Source organism: Streptomyces sp. CA-250714 (genome assembly GCF_050936705.1).
Classification (GTDB): Bacteria; Actinomycetota; Actinomycetes; order Streptomycetales; family Streptomycetaceae; genus Streptomyces.
Genome location: NZ_JBNJMI010000001.1, coordinates 2,523,591 through 2,543,651, shown reverse-complemented (window position 1 = coordinate 2,543,651; position 20,061 = coordinate 2,523,591). Strand labels below are relative to the sequence as shown.

The window sequence follows — 20,061 nt, the reverse complement described above, 5'->3', positions numbered from 1 at the left end:
GCTAGGGAGGGGCAGCGCGTGGATTGTCCGTACGCCCGCCGCCGTGACCGCACCGTGAGCCGCGCGTCAGACGGTCTCCGCCTCGGGTTCACCCGCCCGTTGTGCGGGCTGCCCGTCCGCCGGGTTCTTGGCGAAGGCGAGCACCGCCAGGGCGCAGGCGGCGAGCGCGGCGCCCAGCAGCAGCACCGTCGGCAGCGGGGCGGCGTCCACGGCCCGGCCGCCGACGAAGGCGCCCAGTGCGATGGAGGCGTTGAAGACGGAGGCGAACAGGGCGCCCGCCGGTTCGCGTTCGGACGGGGCCGCGGCCAGCACCCACGCCTGGGTGCTCACCGAGACCCCGCCGTAGGCCAGGCCCCACAGCAGCAGCACCGCCACGGCGGGCCAGGTGGCCGAACCGGCCGCCGCCAACAGCACCGTCATGGCGGCGATGCCCGCGCTCAGCGTCAGCAGCGTGCCCCGCGGCCGACGCGCCACCCGGGCACCGGCGGCGAAGTTGCCGACGATGCCCGTCACACCGTAGGCCAGCAGCAGTGCCCCGATCAGCCCGGGCGCGACACCCGAAATCTGCTCCAGCACCGGCCGCACATAGGTGTAGGCGGCGAAGTGCCCGGTCACCAGGAGGGCGAGGAAGACGAAACCGGTGCGCAGCCGCGCGTTGCCGAACAGCCGCAGCAGGGTGCGAGGCCCAACCGGGCGTTCGGCGGGCAGTGCGGGCAGCAGCAGGGCGAGAGCCGGCGCCACGACGGCGGCGAGCCCCGCCGCGGCACCGAACGCGCTCCGCCAGCCCGCCACCTCGCCCAGCATGGTGCCGGCGGGTACGGCCAGCACACTGGCGATACCGATACCGCCGAACACGGCCGCCAGCGCGGTGCTCTGCGAGCGCTGTGGCACCAGCCGCACCGGCAGGCTGGCCGCCAGCGCCCACACGCCGCCCAGCGCGACGCCCACCAGGACCCGGGCGATCAGCAGCACGGTGAGGGAGCCGGCGACGGCCGACAGCGTGTTGGCGGCGGCCAGCAGCAGCGCCAGCCCGGCCAGCGAGGTGCGGCGGTCGACTCTGCCCGCGACCAGCGGGACGAGAGGAGCTGCGAGGGCCGCGACGATGCCGGTGAGGGTGACGGTCAGCCCCGCGGAGCCCTCCGAGACGTGCAGGCTGTCGCTGATGGGGGTCAGCAGTCCGACGGGCAGCATCTCGGCCGCGGTGACGGCGAACGTGGCCGAGGTGAGCGCGGCGACGCCGAGCCACATCCGCAGCGGTGAGCGCTCCCGCCCCGCGGAGGGGGTGGAGGTGAGGGTGTCTGTCATGCCCTTCAGCCTTCGCGGCGGCCCGGCGGGGAACAACGGCGGACTTCTCATCCTTCTATGAGCAGGGCTCATCGATGCGGCAGACCATCAGGGCTCATCGATGCGCAGGCCATCAGGAGGAGACGGAGTTGGACGGCGGTACCAGGATCCGTTCGCTGGAGATGAGAGAGCTGGAGTGCTTTCTCGTCCTCGCCGAGGAGCTGCATTTCGGACGCACCGGTGAGCGGCTGTACGTGTCGCAGAGCAGGGTCAGTCAACTGCTGCGCTCCCTGGAGAGCAGGATCGGGGCGCGGCTGGTGGAGCGCACCAGCCGCCGGGTGGCGCTGACCCCGCTCGGCTCCCGCTTCCTCGGCCAACTGCGGCCCGCCTACGGACAGCTGGGCGACGCCGTGGACGAGGCGCGGGCGGCGGCGCGGTGTGTGAGCGGGCGGCTGCGGCTGGGTTTCCTGGGCAGCGCCAACCACCGGATGACGACAGCGCTCGGCCTCTTCCACGCCCGCCATCCCCAGGTGGAGACCGACATCGTGGAGATCGCCATGGCCGACCCGTTCGGTCCGCTGCGGCGCGGTGAGGTGGACGCGGCCGTCGTACTGCTGCCCGTTGAGGAGCCCGACCTGGTGGTGGGCCCCCGCTTCGAGGAGCAGCCGTGGACGCTGGCCGTCTCCGCGCACCATCCGCTCGCCCGGCGCGGCACGCTGGCCGCCGAGGACCTCGCCGACTGCCCCCTCATCGCCGCCGCACCGCCCGCCCCCGGCTATTGGCGCGACCACCAGGCACCGCCGTGCACACCGGGAGGCCGGACCATCGCGCGCGGACCGGCAGTGGCCACACTCCAGGCGGGGCTGGCGAACGCCGCGGCCGGGCGCGGGGGCATGCTGCTGTGCCGGCCCACCGCCGAGACGCACGCCCGCGCGGACATCGCCTTCGTCCCGGTCGAGGGGCTGCCGCTGTCGGAGCTGGCGCTGGTGACGGTACGCGACAGCGACAGCGCACTGCTGCGCGCCTTCGCGGAGACAGTGGTCGACTCGGCTCACCCCTTGACGGCCGCTCCCAGCGCGAAGCCGCCGGCCAGCCGGCGGGCGATGAGTACGTACAGCAGGATCACCGGCGTCGAGTAGAGGATGGAGAAGGCCGCCAACTGGCCGTAGACGACGGCTCCGTAGTTGCCGAAGAAGGTGAAGATGCTGACCGAGGCGGGCATCTGCTCGGGGCTCAGCAGCAGCATGAACGGCACGAAGAAGTTGCCCCACATCATCACGAAGCTGTAGATCGCCACCACCGATACGCCGGGCCCCATCAGCGGCAGCACGACCCGCAGCAGCGACTGCCGCCACGAGGCACCGTCCGTCCAGGCCGCCTCCTCCAGCACCAGCGGTACGCCGTCCATGAAGTTCTTCATCAGCCAGACGGCGAACGGCAGTTGTGAGGCGGTCAGGAACAGCGCGGTGCCGTACAGCGTGTCGATCAGGTTGATCTGCACGAACAGCCCGTACACCGGCACCATGACGGCCGTGACCGGCAGGCATGTGGTGAACAGGATGGCCAGCAGATAGGGGCGGCTGAAACGGGACCGGAAGCGGGAGAGCGGATAGGCCGCCAGTGCGGCGCACACCACCGTCAGCGCTGTCGCGCCGCCGCACAGCACCAGACTGTTGCGCATCGGGGTGAAGGTGATCTCGTCGGTGAGCACCGCCGAGAAGTTGTCCATGGTGGGGGAGTCAGGTGGCCGCACCCGCAGCGTCGCCTCCGCGTCCAGGGAGGCGAGAATGAGCCATGCGAGCGGTGTGACGAACGCTGCCGCGACAACCAGCAGTCCGGCGTCGGCCGCGAGCCGTTGGCGGATGTGCGTGTTCAACTTCACCTGATCGCAACCTCCTTCGAACAGCCGCGTCGGCGCGCCCGCGACCTGCGGCCTTCGGGTTGCGGCAGATGGATCACGAACTGCCCCTTGGCCGGGAACAGTTGGATATTGCGGGGTCCGTGTGTCCTGGGTTGCGGATGCGAGTACCGTGCTGTCACCCGTCGTACGTGCATCTCGTACGACGAGGTCCTACCGGAAGGAAAACGATGACAGCACTGCGCCTCAGATGGCAGCGGTCGGTCGCCATCGCGGCGACCGGTGCCGCGGCGTTCGTCGGCACCGCGATAGCGGCCGCCCCCGCCCAGGCACACACCCCCCAGTGGTCGGTGACCTGCAACTCGGTCTCGATCGATCTGACGAACTACGCGGAGAGCGGCAACAAGGTCACCGTCAAGGCCGGTGACAAGACGCTGATCAGCGACACCTTCGGCAAGAGCTACCACAAGAAGGTGGATCTCCCCGAGCACAGCAAGCCGCTGGACGTCACGGCTCAGGTCGTGGCCTCGGACGGTGACAAGTACAACTGGGGTCCGGAGACCAAGCAGTCCCCGGTCTGCGAGAAGCCCACCCCCACCCCGACGCCGACGCCCAGCGAGTCGGAGTCCACCTCGCCGTCGCCCAGCGCCAGCCCCTCGCAGAGCGCCAGCGAGAAGCCCACACCGAGCGCGCCCGAGACCAGCACCAGCGCTCCGGCCGACAAGCCGCAGGGCGGCGGGGACGACCTGGCCGAGACCGGTTCCTCCAGCAACACCCCGATGATCGCCGGCATCGCGGCCGCCGTGGTCGTCGCCGGCGGAGGCCTGGTGGTCTTCGCGCGCAAGCGCCGCTCGTCGCAGAGCTGACGACCTTGGCGCTGACCGCGCCGGGGCTGTCCCCCGTGCAGCCCCGCACCCGACGGCCGGGTGACTGACGGACAGCATGTACCACCGCCCGGCGGCCCGCCCCACCCGGCCGCCGGGCATCCCGGCCGCTCCCGGCACGCCGCTCCCGCCGAGCGGCGTCATGAGGCTCCCACCTCGTCGCGCATCAGCCGCAGATAGACGCTGGAGAACAGCGCGCCGACGACGAGCAGCAGCAGCGCCACCGCGGTCCCGTAGCCGATGAGCGACTTGGTGAACGCCTGGTCGTACATGAACACCGGCAGCGTCTCGCTCCGGTGTGCCGGGCCGCCCTTGGTCATCGCCCAGATCAGCCCGAAGACGGAGAGCGTCTGCAGGGTGTTCAGCATCAGATTGGTGCCGATGGAGCGGCGGATCATCGGCAGCGTGATGTACCACAGCCGCTGCCTGCCGCTCGCCCCGTCCACCTCGGCGGACTCGGTGACCTCCCGCGGGATCTCGGCGAGCGCGGCCGAGTAGACGAGCATCGAGAACGCGGTGCCGCGCCATACATTGGCGAAGGAGACCGCCAGGATCGGCAGCGTCACCAGCCAGTTCTGACCGGGCAGCTGGAGCCAGTGCAGCACCGCGTTGAGCTGGCCCTCCCGGTGGAAGAACGTGTACAGCAGGAACCCCGCCACGATCTCCGGCAGCACCCAGGCGCTGATCACCACCGCGCCGGTCACCGTCCGCACGGTCCGGGAGGCCCGCCGCATCAGTGAGGCGAGCGCCAGGCCCAGGGTGTTCTGGCCCAGGATCGAGGAGACGAGGGTGAAGACGAGCGTGAGGACGACCGCGTTGCGGAAGTGCGCGTCCCCGAAGGCGCGGGTGAAGTTGTCCAGCCCCACGAACGACGCCGACTCCTGCCCGGTCAGCCGCATATCGGTGAAGGCCAGCGCCACGCAGTAGCCGATGGGTCCCGCCAGGAACAGCAGCAGCACGGTCGTGGCGGGCGCCAGCGGCAGCCAGCGCAGCAGGCCCCTGCCGCGCGTACGGGACTGCCCGGTGCCGCGTCCGCGGGGATTGCGCGTGGACCCGGCCTGTACGGCCGTCATTTGGCGACGGTCGCGCCGTCGGTGATGCCCTCCAGCTGCTCGTCGTACGCCTTCGCCGCCTCCTGCGGTGAGGAGTCACCGGTCGCCACGGCCTCCGAGGCCTCCGCGATGGCCGACGAGACCTGGGGGTAGACGGGCAGCGCGGGGCGGTACTTGGTGTGCTCCACCCGCTCGGTGAAGAACTTGATGCCCGGCATGGACTTCTGATAGCGCGGGTCGTTCGCGACGTCCTGCCGTACCGCGACCTGGGAGCCTCGGATGCACCACTCGACGGCGTTCTCCTTCGTCTGCATGGTGCGGATCATCTTCCAGGCCAGATCCGGGTTGTCGGAGTGCCGGGGGATCGACCAGGTCCAGCCGCCGGACATGCTGACCTCGCCGGGCGGCTCGCCGTGCTGGGTGGGCATCGGGGCGAGCCCCATCGTCTCCTTCCACTCCGGCCACGGCGTGCCGCCCGTCTTGATCCAGTGCTGGCTCAGCCAGGAACCGTCCAGTGCGATGGCCAACTTGCCCTCGGGCAGCAGCTGGGTGACGACGTCGGTGGTGACGTTCGGATCGACCACCTGGTCCTCGTCGGGGCCGAGCTTTTCGCTGTAGACGGTGTCGAGGAACTTCAGGCTGTCCCGGAATCCCCGGCTGCCCTTGACCCACTTCTTCTTTTTCGGGTCGTAGAGCGGGTCCTTGCCGGTGCCGTACAGCAGCATCTCGAAGCCCTGCATGGCCGTCGCCTCGCCGGCGCCCTTGCCCGCGAAGACGTTGAGCGGGATGACGCCGGGCAGCTTCTTCTTGAGGGTGCGGGCGGTCTTCAGTACGTCGTTCCACGTCTTCGGTCGCCAGTCCTGCGGCAGCCCGGCCTTCTTGAACAGCTTCTTGTTGAACCACAGGCCCCGGGTGTCGGTGCCGTCCGGGACGCCGTACGTCTGCCCGTCGGCCGCGCCGGCCGCCCGCTTGGCGGCGGGCTCGAACTGGTTCCAGTCGTCCCAGTCGGCCAGGTAGTTGTCCAGCGGCCGCAGATAGCCGCTCTTGATGTCGGAGTTGATCAGGAAGGTGTCCTCGTACACCAGATCCGGCGCCGTCTTCGGCGAGCGCATCATCTGCTGGATCTTGGTGTAGTAGTCCTGCTGCGTTGCCTGGACGGGCACCAGGTCGATCTTCTTGCCGGGGTAGCGCTTCTCGAACTTCTTGGCCACGAACTTGAGGTAGTCGTCGCGGAAGGTGACCTTGTTGTCGGTTTCCTTGTGGAAGGCGATACGCACGGTGTTCTTGTCCCCGGCGCCGCCACCGCCGCACGCGGTGAGCGTTCCGGCGGCCAGGACCGTGGCGAGAGCGAGGATCTGCGGGGCGGTGGGACGCATGAGCATGCCTCCTCGGACCAGGCGAGTCCTCCGTACGGTGGCTCCGCCGGGCTGTCGCGGTCAATAACCGTGACAGGGCGAGTAGTTGGGGCTGAAGAGGGGGTGCCCCTGGCCGCCGGACGCAGCCTGCGGGTCGTTCGTGGCTTGTGGGGGCACCTCCCGGCCGGAGGCTGGGGGAGCAGTTCCCCGCGCCCCTTTCGTGGCGCAGCCCGCACGTTCGGCTACTGCCCTCGCCAGAGATAGTGGTGCTCCGGGCGGCCCACGTGGCCGTACCGTTGGTGGCGGTCGGCGCGGCCTGCGGCAACCAGGTGTTCGAGATAGCGGCGTGCGGTGATCCGGTTGACGCCGAGTGCGGCCGCCGTCTCGCTCGCCGTCAGCCCGGTGCCCGCGGCGTCCCGCAGTTGGGCCGTCACCCGGGCGAGGGTCGGGGCGCTCAGCCCCTTGGGCAGCGTCGAGGCGGTGGGCGCGGCGCGCAGTACCGACAGGGTCCGGTCGATCTCGTCCTGGCTCGCCGCCTCGCCGCGGGCCTCCGCCGTGGCCCGGAAGTCCGCGTACCGCAGCAGCCGGTCGCTGAGCGTACGGAACGTGAACGGTTTGAGCACATGCTGGACGACTCCGAGCGAGACGCCCTCGCGGATCATCGTCAGATCGCGGGCCGAGGTCACCGCGAACACATCCTCCGTGTGCCCCGCGGCGCGCAAGGAACGCAGCAGGTCCAGGCCGTTGCCGTCGGGCAGGTACAGGTCGAGCAGGATCAGATCGATGCCGCCCGCCTCCGCCGCCGCGGCTTCCTCCAGTACGCGGAGCGCCTCGGTGCGGGAGTGGACCGTCGCCGCCACCTCGAAGCCCGGCACGCGGCCGACGTAGAGGGCGTGCGCGTCGGCCGCCACGGGGTCGTCTTCGACGACGAGGACGCGGAACGTCATCCGTGCGCCTCCTGGGTGAGTGCCTCCGGGCGCAGCGGCAGGCGTACCTCGAACTCCGCGCCCCCGCCGGGGAGATCGCGTGCGCCGACCTCGCCACCGTGGCGGTCGGCGGTCTGCCGGACGAGGGCCAGGCCGATGCCGTGTCCCCGGCCCGGCTTCGTGGTCCAGTTGCGCTCGAAGAGGTGGGCACCGGCGTGCGGGGGGAGGCCGGGTCCGTCGTCGGTCACCCGGAGGACGAGTTCGCCGGGGGAGGGGGTGCGGGTGCGCCGGATGGTGACGGTGACCTGTCCGGCGGGGGAGACGGCTTCCACCGCGTTGTCGATCAGGTTGCCCAGCACCGTGACCAGGTCTCTGGGCGGCAGGCCGGATATCTCCTCGATGGCGGAGTCGGGGCTGAGGGTCAGCTCGACGCCGCGTTCTCTGGCCTGGGCGGCCTTCCCCAGCAGCAGCGCGGCGAGTACCGGCTCCCGTACGGCGCTCACCACCCGGTCGGTCAGCGCCTGGGCCAGCTCCAGCTCCTCCGTCGCGAACCGTACGGCTTCCGCCACCCGGCCCAGTTCGATGAGGGAGACGACGGTGTGCAGCCGGTTCGCGGCCTCGTGGGCCTGGGAGCGCAGTGCCTCCGCGAAGCTGCGTACCGAGTCCAGCTCGCCTGCCAGGGCGCGCAGTTCGGTGTGGTCGCGCAGGGTCACCACCGTGCCGCGCCGCTCTCCGCCGTCGACGGGGGCGATGTTGACGACGACGATCCGTTCGCCGGTCAGATGGGCCTCGTCCACCCGTGGCTCGGCGGCCAGCAGCGCCTCGGTCAGCTCCGGCGGCAGCCCGAGAGCGGTGACGGGGCGGCCCACCAGCGGCTCCTGCCCATCCCGCCCGAGCAGCAGCCGTGCGCCGTCGTTGACGAGCGCGACCCTGCCCTGGCCGTCGAGCAGCAGCAGCCCCTCGCGCACCGCGTGCAGCGTCGCCTGGTGGTAGTCGTACAGCCGGCTGAGCTCGGCCGCGTTCATGCCATGCGTATGGCGGCGGAGCCGGGCGTTGATCACATACGTTCCGACGGCGCCCAGGGCCAGCGCACCGCCCGCGACGGCCAGCACCGCGGTGAGCTGCTCGCTGACCTGCTTGCCGATGGTGTGGACGGCGATCCCGGCGCTGACCAGGCCGACGATCCGCCCGCGCCCGTCCGGTCCGCCGTCCCCGGCCTCCCGTACCGGGGTCACCACGCGCACCGAGGGCCCCAGAGTGCCGGTGTAGGTCTCGTCGAAGGTGCGGCCCTTGAGGGCGGGCCCGATATGGCCGACGAACCGCTTGCCGATCCGGTCGGGGTCGGGGTGTGTCCACCGCCTGCCGTCCGTGTCCATGATCGTCACAAAGGTGACGCCGGTGTCGCGGCGCACCCGCTCCGCGTACGGCTGGAGGCGCTTGCTGGGGTCGCCGGTGCGGATGGCCTCCCGGACGGATGGAGAATCGGCCACCGCCTGCGTGGTGGCCCGGGCACGGTGTGTTGCCTCGTCCCTGGCCTGTGACTTCGCGGAAACGTACGTGAACAGCGCGCACCCGGTGACCACCACCGCGACCAGCACCACCTGCATGGCGAAGAGCTGGCCCGCCAGGCTGCGCGGGCGGGACCGCACAGGTGGGCGGGGGCGGGGAACGCGCATTCTCCCAGTCTGCCGTGGCTTGTTTCGTGCACGTAATGCACGTAAGGGTGACGCACGTCGCACCGTGTTGCATAGTCGCCGGGACTCAGCACGATCCGGATTCGCAATCGGGCGTCCACCAGGGCGTTCCCGCGGAGACATCGTGAAGTGACCCATGGACGAGGAGCCGAGGACGTGTCGAAGAAGACACCGCAGCAGGCCGCAGCGGGCGCTGCACCGGACGCACCACGGGCGAGGCGGGACCGTACCCACTACCTCTACATCGCGGTGATCGGCGCGGTGGTGCTGGGCGTGATCCTGGGGCTGACGGCGCCTGGCGTGGCCGTCGAGCTCAAGCCGCTGGGCGAGGGATTCGTCAACCTGATCAAGATGATGATCTCCCCGATCATCTTCTGCACGATCGTGCTGGGCATCGGCTCGGTGCGCAAAGCCGCCAAGGTCGGCGCCGTCGGCGGGCTGGCGCTCGGCTACTTCCTGGCGATGTCGCTGGTCGCGCTGGCGATCGGGCTGGTCGTCGGAAACGTGCTGGACCCCGGCTCGGGCCTGCATCTGACCGACGCGGCGCGGGACGCGGGCGCCTCGCAGGCGGGGGAGAGCCAGACCACCACCGAGTTCCTGCTCGGCATCATCCCCACCACCATGGTCTCCGCCTTCACCCAGGAGCAGGTCCTCCAGACCCTGCTGGTCGCGCTGCTGGTCGGCTTCGCACTGCAGGCCATGGGTACGGCGGGGGAGCCGGTGCTGCGCGGCATCGGGCACATCCAGAAGCTCGTCTTCCGGGTGCTCGCGATGGTCATGTGGGCCGCACCGGTCGGCGCGTTCGGCGCGATGGCGGCGGTGGTCGGCGAGACCGGCGTGGACGCGCTGAAGTCCCTCGCCGTCATCATGATCGGCTTCTACCTCACCTGTTTCCTGTTCGTCTTCGTGGTGCTGGGGCTGATCCTGCGGGTGTTCACCGGCATCAACCTCTTCAGCCTGCTGAAGTACCTGGGCCGGGAGTTCCTGCTGATCCTGTCCACCTCCTCGTCCGAGTCGGCGCTGCCGCGGCTGATCGCGAAGATGGAGCACCTGGGCGTCGGCAGGCCCGTCGTGGGCATCACCGTGCCGACCGGCTACTCCTTCAACCTCGACGGCACCATGATCTATCTGACCATGGCCTCGATCTTCGTCGCCGAGGCGATGGGCAACCCGCTCAGCATCGGTGAGCAGATCTCGCTGCTCATCTTCATGTTCGTCGCTTCCAAGGGCGCCGCCGGAGTCACCGGCGCCGGACTGGCCACCCTCGCTGGCGGCCTCCAGTCCCACCGCCCCGAACTGGTCGACGGCGTCGGCCTGATCGTCGGCATCGACCGCTTCATGAGCGAGGCCCGCGCCCTGACCAACTTCGCGGGCAACGCGGTGGCCACCGTGCTGGTCGGCACCTGGACCAAGGAGATCGACAAGGAGCGGGTCCGTGAGGTGCTCAGTGGGCGGCTCCCGTTCGACGAGGAGACCTTGGCCACGGAGTACGGACCCGCGCCGGCGCACGACCCCGTCGCCGAGCCTGCCGCCACGGAGGCGCCGCCCAAGGTCGTCACGAAGGCCTAGCGCGCCGCTGCACCACCCACCCCGCGCGGGGCACGGGTTCAAGGGAACCACCCTGGAACCGTGCCCCGCGCGGCAGTTCGTCAGCGGGGTATGCCCAGGCCGAACAGGTCGAACGAGCCGTGGTCGAAGCAGCTGACATCGCGGACCCGCAGATCGTCCTCCGGCACCTTCGCACCCCGGGCCGCGAGATCGGCGGCGATCAACCGGGCGGCCGCGCTCGCAGCGTGCCGGTCGGGTGCAGGGAACTCCGCCCGCCAGCGGAACCGGTTGCGGTGCTGCCAGCCGCGCTCCCGCATGGCCGCGACGGCCTCCTGGGACTCCTCGTCCTTGGGGACATCGCGGACATCGATGGACAGACTCAGCCCGGTGTCGGCGTCGAAGCTCACCAGCAGTTCCCGGCCACCGTCGCAGCAGTTGACGATGACGAACCCCGCCCAGTACGCCCCCACCTGGGCCGGAAGCTGTTCGATCCAGGCGGCCAGCAGCAATTCGAGGGACTCGCGCAGCCGCTCGACCGACATGGCCAGCCGCCCGCCCGGCCATATCTCGGGGTTGTCACCGGGACCCTGCCGGTCCAGCTGCCATACGTACGGCAGTACGGCGAAGTCCGACGGCTCGTCCGCATGCCAGGCACCGCCCCACTTGAAGATGCGGTACTCGTCGTCCTCCTCGTCCTGGGTGCTGTGCCCCTCCAGCCAGATGCGGCGGCTGTCGCCGCGCAGCGTGAGCAGCCGTTCGGTGGTGCGCCAGCGGACATCGGGGCCCGACGCGGAGCCGCCGTAGAGAGTGGGCTCGCCGATGCTGCCGACCAGCGCGTCGAAGAAGGCGCTGAAGGCTGCCCGGCGCTGGGGGAGGGAGGCGTCCGGGGCGTGGCGGAACAGCTGCACGAAGGAGTCGCCGACCGGCAACTCCACCGGAGAGCCCCCGGCACTGCTGTCGGCGCCGTGGAACAGCAGCCGTGCGGAGCGGTCCTCCGCCTCCGGCAACAGCTGCCAGTTCTCCCGGGCGGCCAGTACGCCGAGATCCTCGGGGCGCCACTGTCCGGACCCGATGTCGTGCACCTCCGCCGCCACCTCGGCGGCGGCCGTCAGCACGGCGGAGGGCACATCGCGGCCGGCTGTGGCGGCCGGGTGGACGGCCAGCCATACGCGCCGGCTGTTGCGCTGGAGGATCAGCACCCGGTTGCCGTCGCGCCAGCGCAGGGTGGGGCGGCCCGCCGTTCCACGGTGGAGGGCGGGCGTGCCGATGCCGCGGAGCGCGTCGACGAGGGCGTCGAAGGCGGCCGGCTGCTGCCACAGCGCGGCGGGCAGCGGGGCCTCCGCCTTCTGGTACCGGTCCGCTTCGGGGCCGTGCTTCTGCGTCGACAGCACCACAGGGCCCAGCCCTCCGCCCAGCCGTACGACCACGTCCAGGGCGCCGGGCTCGTCCACCCTCCCGTCGGGGCAGCCGGCGGCGAGGGACCGGACCGCCTCCAGGGACCAGTCACCCCAGTCGGCGTCGTGCAGTACACGCGTCAGCCGGACCGCGGCGGCCAGTCGGGAGTCCTGCTCGTTCGGATCTTCTTCGCGCATGGTCTCAGCGTTTCAGCCGGCGCCGACCCGCACACCCGGACAGGTGTCAGGGAACCGCCCGGCAACCAGGCCCGTTCCAGGGCGAGTCCGCTCAGGCTGGGCGGAACCAGACCGTCGCCAGCGGGGGCAGCACCGGTTCGATCGAGGCGGGCTGCCCGTGGGCGCCGGGCGCCCGGGCCGGCAGCGGCTGCCCGTTGCCGACGCCGCTGCCCCCGTAGCGGGCGGCATCCGTGTTGAGCACCTCGCGCCAGCGCCGGGCCCGCCCGGGAACACCCAGCCGGTAGCCCTCCCGGACGACGGGGGAGAAGTTGCTGACCGCCAGCAGCGGGCTCCCGTCCGCCGCGAACCGGAGGAAAGCGAGCACGTTGTCGTCCGCGGCGTCGGCGAGCACCCACGCGAACCCCGCGGGCTCGGTGTCCCGCTCCCACAGCGCTGGCGTCGCCAGGTACTCCGCGTTCAGGCAGCGCACCAGGTCACGCACTCCGCGGTGGTCGGGCTCCGCGGCGTAGGAGGGGTCCAGCAGCCACCAGTCGGGACCGTGCCCCTCGGACCATTCGGCGCCCTGGGCGAACTCCTGCCCCATGAAGAGGAGCTGCTTGCCGGGGTGGGCCCACATGAAGCCGAGATAGGCGCGGTGGTTGGCACGCTGCTGCCACCAGTCGCCCGGCATCTTCCCGACCAGCGACCGCTTGCCGTGCACCACCTCGTCGTGGGAGATCGGCAGGATGTAGTTCTCGGAGTAGGCGTACACCATCGAGAACGTCAGCTCACCGTGGTGGTACTTGCGGTGCACCGGCTCCTTGGTCATGTACTCCAACGAGTCGTGCATCCAGCCCATGTTCCATTTGAAGCCGAAGCCGAGCCCGCCGAAGCCGCCCTCGCCGACATGGTGGGTCGCGCGGGTCACCCCCGGCCACGCGGTGGATTCCTCGGCCGCCGTGATCACGCCGGGGCAGCGCCGGTAGACGGTGGCGTTCATCTCCTGGAGGAAGGCCACCGCTTCCAGATTCTCCCGGCCCCCGTACGCATTGGGCGACCACTGCCCCTCGCCGCGCGAGTAGTCCAGGTAGAGCATCGAGGCCACCGCGTCCACCCGCAGCCCGTCGATGTGGAACTCCTCGCACCAGTACACGGCGTTCGCCACCAGGAAGTTGCGCACCTCGCGCCGCCCCAGGTCGAACTCCAGCGTCCCCCAGTCCGGATGCTCGGCCCGCGCCCGGTCGGAATGCTCGTACAGCGGTGTGCCGTCGAACGCGGCCAGCGCCCACTCGTCCTTGGGGAAGTGCGCCGGTACCCAGTCCATCAGCACCCCGATGCCCGCCTGGTGCAGCGCGTCGACCAGATACCGGAAGTCGTCCGGGGTGCCCATCCGGGCCGTCGGCGCGTAGAACCCGGTCACCTGGTAGCCCCACGAGCCGCCGAACGGATGCTCGGCCACCGGCATCAGCTCGACGTGGGTGAAGCCCAGTTCCTTGACGTACGCGGGCAGATGCTCGGCCAGCTCCCGGTAGCCCAGCCCCGGCCGCCAGGAGGGCAGATGCACCTCGTACACCGACAGCGGCTCCCGGTGCGGCGCCGACTCGGCCCGCGCGGCCAGCCACCGCGCGTCCTGCCACGCGTACGCCGACGCCTCCACCACCGACGCCGTGGCGGGCGGGCACTCGGTACGCCGTGCCATCGGGTCGGCCCGCAGCGTGTGCGAGCCGTCGGCCCGGGCGATGTCGAACTTGTAGAGCGCCCCCGCGCCGACGCCCGGCAGGAACAGCTCCCATACGCCGGACGAGCCCAGCGACCGCATCGGCGCGGCGGTCGCGTCCCAGCAGTTGAAGTCCCCGGCGACCCGTACGCCCCGCGCGTTGGGTGCCCATACGGTGAACCTCGTGCCGCGTATCCCGTCGACGGTCATCGGATGCGCCCCCAGCGCCCGCCACAGCTCCTCGTGCCGGCCCTCTCCGATCAGATGCAGATCCAGCTCCCCGAGCGTGGGCAGGAACCGGTACGGGTCGGCCGTGGTGACCTCGTCCTCGCCGGGCTCCGCGCCGTACCGGATCACCAACTCGTAGGCGGGTACGGCATCCGGCGCCAGCGGCAGCACACTGCCGAACAGCCCGTCTCCCTCGTCGAACAGCTCAGCCCGCAGCCCCTTGGCGACCACGGTGACGGCCTTCGCATACGGCCGCAGCGTACGGATCACCACCCCGCCCGGCACCGGGTGCGCGCCGAGCAGCGCGTGCGGGTCGTGGTGCGTACCGGTGAGAAGCCGGGCCCGCTCCGCACCGGTCAGCGGAGCGGGGGCCTCGGCCTTGCGGGGCTCGGGGGGCGGCTTCCGTGGCACGGTGTTCCTCCAGTTCGGGGCGGTGGCCGGCGGACGGTGCGGCGGCGCAGGATCGTTCATGCCGGGGACGACGACGAGGGCGCCGCCAGTCGCCGGATCGCGGACAGCGGTACGCCCAGCCACGCGGGCCGGTTGCGCGCCTCGTACAGCACCTCGTAGACGGCCTTGTCGGTCTCGTATGCGCGCAGCAGTACGGCGTCCTCGCGCGGGTCCCGGCCGCACACCTCCGCGTAGCCGGCGCAGTACGCCGCCCGGTTGGCGGCTGCCCACTCGGCCGAGAAAGCGGCATCGGGGGCGGCCGCCGGGCCCTGGCAGGCCGCGTAGTCGAAGGAGCGCAGCATGCCCGCGATGTCCCGCTCCACGGGCTGCGGTGCGCGGCGCTCGGCCAGCGGGCGCGCTGGTTCCCCCTCGAAGTCGATGAGCGTCCAGGTGTCCGGCGCGTTGCCGCTCTCCCTGCCCAGTGCCTGGCCGAGATGCAGATCGCCGTGGATGCGCTGGGTGGGCACCGCCCGGCTGTGGGTGCGGTGACTGCCGAGCACGGCCAGCGCGCGGAAGGCGTCCCGCAGCCCCGCCTCGTACGGCCGCAGCGCGGGCACCGCCGCGCTCGCCTTCGCCAGCCGCCCCGCCATCCGGTTCGCCGTCCGCTCCAGCTGGCTGCCGGTCAGCGCGGAGGTGGGCAGCGCCTCGGCCAGCCCGGTGTGCACCCGCGCCGTCGTACGGCCCAGCGCGCGGGCGGCCGGGGTGAAGTCGGCACCCGCCGCGAGCGCCCGCAGCGCCAACTGCCAGCCGTCGCGGGTGCCGGGGAGATAGGGCTGGAGAATGCCCAGGGTGCGGGAGTCGCCGGAGCCGCCCTCGTCGCCGCTCGCCTCGAACCAGGCCAGCGGCGGCGGCACATGCGGGCAGCCGTGCCGGGCGAGGGCAAGGGTCAGTTCCAGATCCGGATTGATGCCGGGCTCCACCCGGCGGAAGCACTTCAGTATCGCCGCGTTGCCGTATATCACCGAGGAGTTGGACTGCTCAGCTTCGAGGGGGCGCGGTCGCGGTTCCCGCGGGAGCGCTGCATGTCCGCCGCGCGAGAAGCGCAGCGGACCGAGGGTGCCCGGGGTGCGGAGCCGTTCCAGCAGCAGGCCGGTCAGCCGCGGGTCACATAACGCCTCGTAGACCGCCGTGCCGCGTAACGGCCCCGTCGTCGGCCGCCCTATGAGGGCGGGGGCCAGCTCGGGAGGGAGCACCTCGCGGACACCGAGCAGCAGTTGGTAGCAATCGCCGTCCACCCGGACGAGGAGGTGGATCATTCCGGGTTTGCCGGCCCCGGCGCTGTACGGCAGCAACTCGGTGGCCGCCACCAGCGAGAGGCCCGCGAGGGGGCGCCCCTTCCCCGCGAACCAACGCTGGTGAGGGAGCCATCGGGCCAGATGCGGGCCCAGCGACATCAAGGAACTGTCCGACATGGCGTCCTTTCCATTTCGCGTACCCGGCAAGGGGGACCGCGCCCCGAAGGGGCGCGGGGAACTGCGCGCCCAGCCACAACCCACCCGCAGCCTGCGAACAACGGGTGGGGGCACCCCCTCATCAGCAAAGCGGCGGCCTAAAGCCCAGCGGCGGCCTAAAACTTGCGCAGGCGGAACCAATAAAACCCGTGCCCCGCAAGCGTCAGCAGATACGGCAACTCCCCGATCGCGGGAAACCGCACACCGCCGATCAGTTCCACAGGAACCCGCCCCTGCCAGGCCCGCAGGTCCAACTCCGTCGGCTGCGGGAACCGCGAGAAGTTGTGCACGCACATCACCAGGTCGTCCCCACCGTCGGGCAGTCTCAGCTCCCGCAGGAACGCGAGGACCGCCGGGTTCGAGGAGGACAGCTCCTCGTAGGAGCCCAGCCCGAACGCCGGGTTCTGTTTGCGGACCTCGATGACCCGCCGCGTCCAGTGCAGCAGCGAACTCGGCGAGCTCATGGCCGCCTCGACATTGGTGACCTGGTAGCCGTGTACCGGATCCATGATGGTCGGCAGGAACAGCCGCCCCGGGTCGCAGGACGAGAAGCCCGCGTTGCGGTCGGGCGTCCACTGCATCGGCGTGCGGACGGCGTCGCGGTCGCCGAGCCAGATGTTGTCGCCCATGCCGATCTCGTCGCCGTAGTAGAGGATCGGCGAGCCGGGCAGTGACAGCAGCAGCGCGGTGAACAGTTCGATCTGCTTGCGGTCGTTGTCCAGCAGGGGCGCGAGCCGGCGCCGGATGCCGATGTTGGCGCGCATCCGCGGGTCCTTGGCGTACTCCGCGTACATGTAGTCGCGCTCCTCGTCGGTGACCATCTCCAGGGTCAGCTCGTCGTGGTTGCGCAGGAAGATGCCCCACTGGCAGCCGGAGGGGATGGGCGGCGTCTTGGCGAGGATTTCCGAGACGGGGTAGCGGGACTCGCGGCGTACGGCCATGAAGATGCGCGGCATGACGGGGAAGTGGAACGCCATATGGCACTCGTCGCCGCCCTTGGCGTAGTCACCGAAGTAGTCGACGACGTCCTCCGGCCACTGGTTGGCCTCGGCGAGCAGCACGGTGTCCGGGTAGTTCTCGTCCACCATCCTGCGTACGCGCTTCAGAAAGGCGTGGGACTGCGGCAGGTTCTCGCAGTTGGTGCCCTCCTGGGCGTAGAGGTAGGGCACGGCGTCCAGCCGGAAGCCGTCGATCCCCAGATCCAGCCAGAACCGCAGCGCGGAGATCATCTCGTCCTGGACGAGCGGGTTCTCATAGTTGAGATCCGGCTGGTGCGAGAAGAAGCGGTGCCAGTAGTACTGCTTGCGCACCGGGTCGAACGTCCAGTTGGACACCTCGGTGTCGATGAAGATGATGCGCGCGTCCTGGTACTGCTTGTCGTCGTCGGCCCAGACGTAGTAGTCGCCGTACGGCCCCTCGGGGTCGCGCCGGGACTCCTGGAACCACGGGTGCTGGTCGCTGGTGTGGTTCATGACGAAGTCGATGATCACGCGCATACCGCGCTGGTGCGCGGCGTCCACGAACTCCACGAAGTCGGCGATGTCACCGAACTCGGGGAGCACGGAGGTGTAGTCGGAGACGTCGTAACCGCCGTCCTTCAGGGGCGACTTGAAGAACGGTGGCAGCCACAGGCAGTCGACGCCCAGCCACTGCAGATAGTCGAGTTTCGCCGTGAGCCCTCTCAGGTCGCCGATGCCGTCCCCGTCGCTGTCCTGGAAGGAGCGGACGAGTACTTCGTAGAAGACGGCGCGCTTGAACCAGTCAGGGTCGCGGTCCTTGACGGGTGTGTCCTCGAAAGTGTCGGGGACGGGCTCATTGACGATCATGAGTGGGTGACCCTCCGGTCGGTGAGGACGGTCGCAGGGTGAGGATGTGGGCCGCGGCGGGGGACTCACCTCCCGGCGCGAGCCGCACATAGTTGTCCCTGCCCCAGTGATAGGTCTCTCCGGTGAGCTCGTCGCACACCGGGAAGGACTCGGCGCCGCTCAACTGAGCGGCACTCAGTCCGGATGCGAGTTGCGTCATGTCCAACGACACCGTCGCCTCGTGGGTGTGGTGCGGGTCGAGGTTGACGACGACGAGCACGATGTCGTTCCGGGGCAGGGTGGCGTGCTTGGAGTAGACGAGCACGTTCTCGTTGTCCGCGTGGTGGAAGTGCAGGTCACGGAGTTGCTGAAGCGCGGGGTGGCGGCGGCGCAGCTGGTTGAGCCGGGTGATCAGCGGGGTGATCGAGCGGCCCTCGCGGTCGGCGGCCGCCCAGTCGCGCGGGCGCAGTTCGTACTTCTCCGAGGACAGATACTCCTCGCTGCCGGGCCGCACCGGCGTGTTCTCGCACAGCTCGAACCCCGCGTACATCCCCCACGTCGGCGAGAGGGTCGCCGCCAGCACGGCGCGGATCTCGAACGCGGGACGGCCCCCGTGCTGGAGGTAGGCGTGCAGGATGTCCGGCGTGTTCACAAAGAAGTTGGGCCGCAGAAACGCCGCCGTCTCACCGGTCAGCTCCGTCAGATACTCCGTCAGCTCCTGCTTGGTGTTGCGCCAGGTGAAGTAGGTGTACGACTGCTGGAAGCCGATCCGCGCCAGGGTGTGCAGCATCGCGGGGCGGGTGAACGCCTCGGCGAGGAAGAGCACATCGGGGTCGGTGCGGTTGATGTCGGCGATGACCCGCTCCCAGAACGCCACCGGTTTGGTGTGCGGGTTGTCGACGCGGAAGATGCGCACCCCGTGGTCCATCCACAGCCGCAGCACCCGCAGCGTCTCGCGCAGGATGCCCTCGGCCGCCGTCGGGTCGTCGTCGAAGGACAGCGGATAGATGTCCTGGTACTTCTTCGGCGGGTTCTCCGCGTAGGCGATCGTGCCGTCCGGGCGCTTACGGAACCACTCGGGGTGCTCCTTGACCCACGGGTGGTCGGGCGAGCACTGGAGGGCGAAGTCCAGCGCCACCTCCATGCCCAACTCCCGGGCGCGCGCCACGAAGTGGTCGAAGTCCGCCATGGTGCCCAGATCCGGGTGGACGGCGTCGTGCCCGCCGGCCGCCGAGCCGACCGCCCAGGGGGACCCCACATCGTGCGCCGACGCGGAGAGGGTGTTGTCCGGGCCCTTGCGGTAGGCGTCGCCGATGGGATGGACGGGCGGCAGATAGACCACGTCGAAGCCCATCGCGGCCACCGCCTCCAGCCGCTCGGCCGCCGTCCGCAGCGTGCCGCTGACCGGCGGCTCGCCCTCCCGCAGGACCGCGCCCTCGGAGCGCGGGAACAGCTCGTACCAGGAGCCGAACAGCGCCCGCCGGCGCTCCACCTGGAGCAGAAGGGGAGGCGAGGAGGAGACCAGTTCGCGCAGCGGATGGCGGCCGAGGACGGCGGTGACCTCGGGGGTGAGCGCCGCGGCGAGCCGCGCCGCCACCGGCCTGGCGGTGTCCCGCAGTGCCTCGGCGGCCTCCCGTACAACGGAGCGGCCCGCCCGCGCGGGCACCTGCGCGGCGGCGCGCTCGTGCAGTGCGGCGCCTTCCGCCAGGACGAGTTCGGTGTCGATACCGGCCGGGACCTTGATCTGTGCGTGCTGCCGCCAGGTGGTGACCGGGTCGCTCCACGCCTCGACCACGTAGCTCCAGCGGCCTTCCACGTCGGGCGTGACCCTGGCCCCCCACCGGTCGGTGCCGGGTGCCAGCTCCCGCATCGGTGACCACGGTCCCGGCTGTCCGCCCGGACCGCGCAGCACCACGTTGGCGCCGACCGCCTCATGACCCTCGCGGAAGACCGTTGCCGTGATCGGGACGGACTCACCCACCACGGCTTTCGCGGGACGGTTTCCGCACTCCACAAGAGGGCGGACATCGAGCACGGGAATGCGACCGATCATGGGCTCACCTATGGGCATAGGGGTGTATAACGGGCGCGCGTATGACGACTCCTGCCCGCGTCACCCGGGTGGAGGATGCGGGCTTCGAGTGCGTAACTTCGATAAGAGCCGCGTTCCTGACACTACGTGATACATCCGTGACCGCAAGGGCACTCGCCTGATCAAGTCGCCCTGGAATGCGCGGA

At 70.6% G+C, this 20,061-nt stretch carries 14 protein-coding genes; 3 read left to right on the top strand and 11 right to left on the bottom strand.

Features of this window, described 5'->3' with window-relative positions:
- Positions 1-66: 66 nt before the first annotated feature.
- Positions 67-1,305: an MFS transporter gene (locus tag ACQEU8_RS11050; protein ID WP_433099363.1), complete on the bottom strand. Its 1,239-nt coding sequence runs from the start codon at positions 1,303-1,305 to the stop codon at positions 67-69.
- A gap of 161 nt (positions 1,306-1,466) precedes the next feature.
- On the opposite strand from ACQEU8_RS11050, the gene ACQEU8_RS11045 reads away from it, so the two are divergent.
- Positions 1,467-2,423, top strand: coding sequence for a LysR family transcriptional regulator (locus tag ACQEU8_RS11045; protein ID WP_433102312.1), 957 nt, complete (start codon positions 1,467-1,469; stop codon positions 2,421-2,423).
- Here ACQEU8_RS11045 and ACQEU8_RS11040 read toward each other — a convergent pair.
- Positions 2,336-3,166, bottom strand: a complete 831-nt coding sequence (locus tag ACQEU8_RS11040; protein ID WP_433099361.1) for a carbohydrate ABC transporter permease — start codon at positions 3,164-3,166, stop codon at positions 2,336-2,338. The two genes, ACQEU8_RS11045 and ACQEU8_RS11040, sit on opposite strands and share 88 nt — an antisense overlap.
- A 206-nt stretch (positions 3,167-3,372) precedes the next feature.
- On the opposite strand from ACQEU8_RS11040, the gene ACQEU8_RS11035 reads away from it, so the two are divergent.
- Positions 3,373-4,008: an LAETG motif-containing sortase-dependent surface protein gene (locus ACQEU8_RS11035; protein ID WP_433099359.1), complete on the top strand. Its 636-nt coding sequence runs from the start codon at positions 3,373-3,375 to the stop codon at positions 4,006-4,008.
- A 158-nt stretch (positions 4,009-4,166) separates the two neighbouring features.
- On the opposite strand, the gene ACQEU8_RS11030 is transcribed toward ACQEU8_RS11035, so the two are convergent.
- From ACQEU8_RS11030 to ACQEU8_RS11015, 4 genes are all read right to left on the bottom strand, one after another.
- Positions 4,167-5,099, bottom strand: coding sequence for a carbohydrate ABC transporter permease (locus tag ACQEU8_RS11030; RefSeq protein ID WP_433099357.1), 933 nt, complete (start codon positions 5,097-5,099; stop codon positions 4,167-4,169).
- The gene (locus tag ACQEU8_RS11025; protein ID WP_433099355.1) at positions 5,096-6,454 is read right to left on the bottom strand and encodes an ABC transporter substrate-binding protein; all 1,359 of its coding nucleotides are present in this window, start codon (positions 6,452-6,454) and stop codon (positions 5,096-5,098) included. The genes ACQEU8_RS11030 and ACQEU8_RS11025 overlap by 4 nt, the downstream gene beginning before the upstream one ends.
- Positions 6,455-6,675: 221 nt before the next feature.
- Positions 6,676-7,380 (bottom strand): response regulator, encoded by a 705-nt coding sequence (locus ACQEU8_RS11020; protein WP_433099353.1) that lies wholly within the window; start codon positions 7,378-7,380, stop codon positions 6,676-6,678.
- Positions 7,377-9,035 (bottom strand): ATP-binding protein, encoded by a 1,659-nt coding sequence (locus ACQEU8_RS11015; RefSeq protein ID WP_433099351.1) that lies wholly within the window; start codon positions 9,033-9,035, stop codon positions 7,377-7,379. The genes ACQEU8_RS11020 and ACQEU8_RS11015 overlap by 4 nt, the downstream gene beginning before the upstream one ends.
- 174 nt (positions 9,036-9,209) lie before the next feature.
- Between ACQEU8_RS11015 and ACQEU8_RS11010 the strand changes: the two genes are divergently transcribed.
- The gene (locus ACQEU8_RS11010; protein ID WP_433099349.1) at positions 9,210-10,622 is read left to right on the top strand and encodes a cation:dicarboxylate symporter family transporter; all 1,413 of its coding nucleotides are present in this window, start codon (positions 9,210-9,212) and stop codon (positions 10,620-10,622) included.
- A gap of 80 nt (positions 10,623-10,702) precedes the next feature.
- On the opposite strand, the gene ACQEU8_RS11005 is transcribed toward ACQEU8_RS11010, so the two are convergent.
- From ACQEU8_RS11005 to ACQEU8_RS10985, 5 genes are all read right to left on the bottom strand, one after another.
- Positions 10,703-12,193, bottom strand: a complete 1,491-nt coding sequence (locus tag ACQEU8_RS11005) for a hypothetical protein (protein WP_433099347.1) — start codon at positions 12,191-12,193, stop codon at positions 10,703-10,705.
- A gap of 91 nt (positions 12,194-12,284) precedes the next feature.
- A complete protein-coding gene (gene glgB / locus ACQEU8_RS11000) occupies positions 12,285-14,588 on the bottom strand; it encodes a 1,4-alpha-glucan branching enzyme (RefSeq protein ID WP_433102310.1) in 2,304 nt (767 codons plus the stop codon).
- Positions 14,585-15,979, bottom strand: coding sequence for a maltokinase N-terminal cap-like domain-containing protein (locus ACQEU8_RS10995; RefSeq protein ID WP_433099345.1), 1,395 nt, complete (start codon positions 15,977-15,979; stop codon positions 14,585-14,587). Before ACQEU8_RS10995 ends, glgB begins: the two co-directional genes overlap by 4 nt.
- Before the next feature lie 155 nt (positions 15,980-16,134).
- On the bottom strand, positions 16,135-17,844 hold the full coding sequence (treS, locus tag ACQEU8_RS10990; protein ID WP_433099343.1) for a maltose alpha-D-glucosyltransferase: 1,710 nt from the start codon (positions 17,842-17,844) through the stop codon (positions 16,135-16,137).
- Positions 17,831-19,876, bottom strand: coding sequence for a maltotransferase domain-containing protein (locus ACQEU8_RS10985; RefSeq protein WP_433099341.1), 2,046 nt, complete (start codon positions 19,874-19,876; stop codon positions 17,831-17,833). Before ACQEU8_RS10985 ends, treS begins: the two co-directional genes overlap by 14 nt.
- Positions 19,877-20,061: the final 185 nt, after the last annotated feature.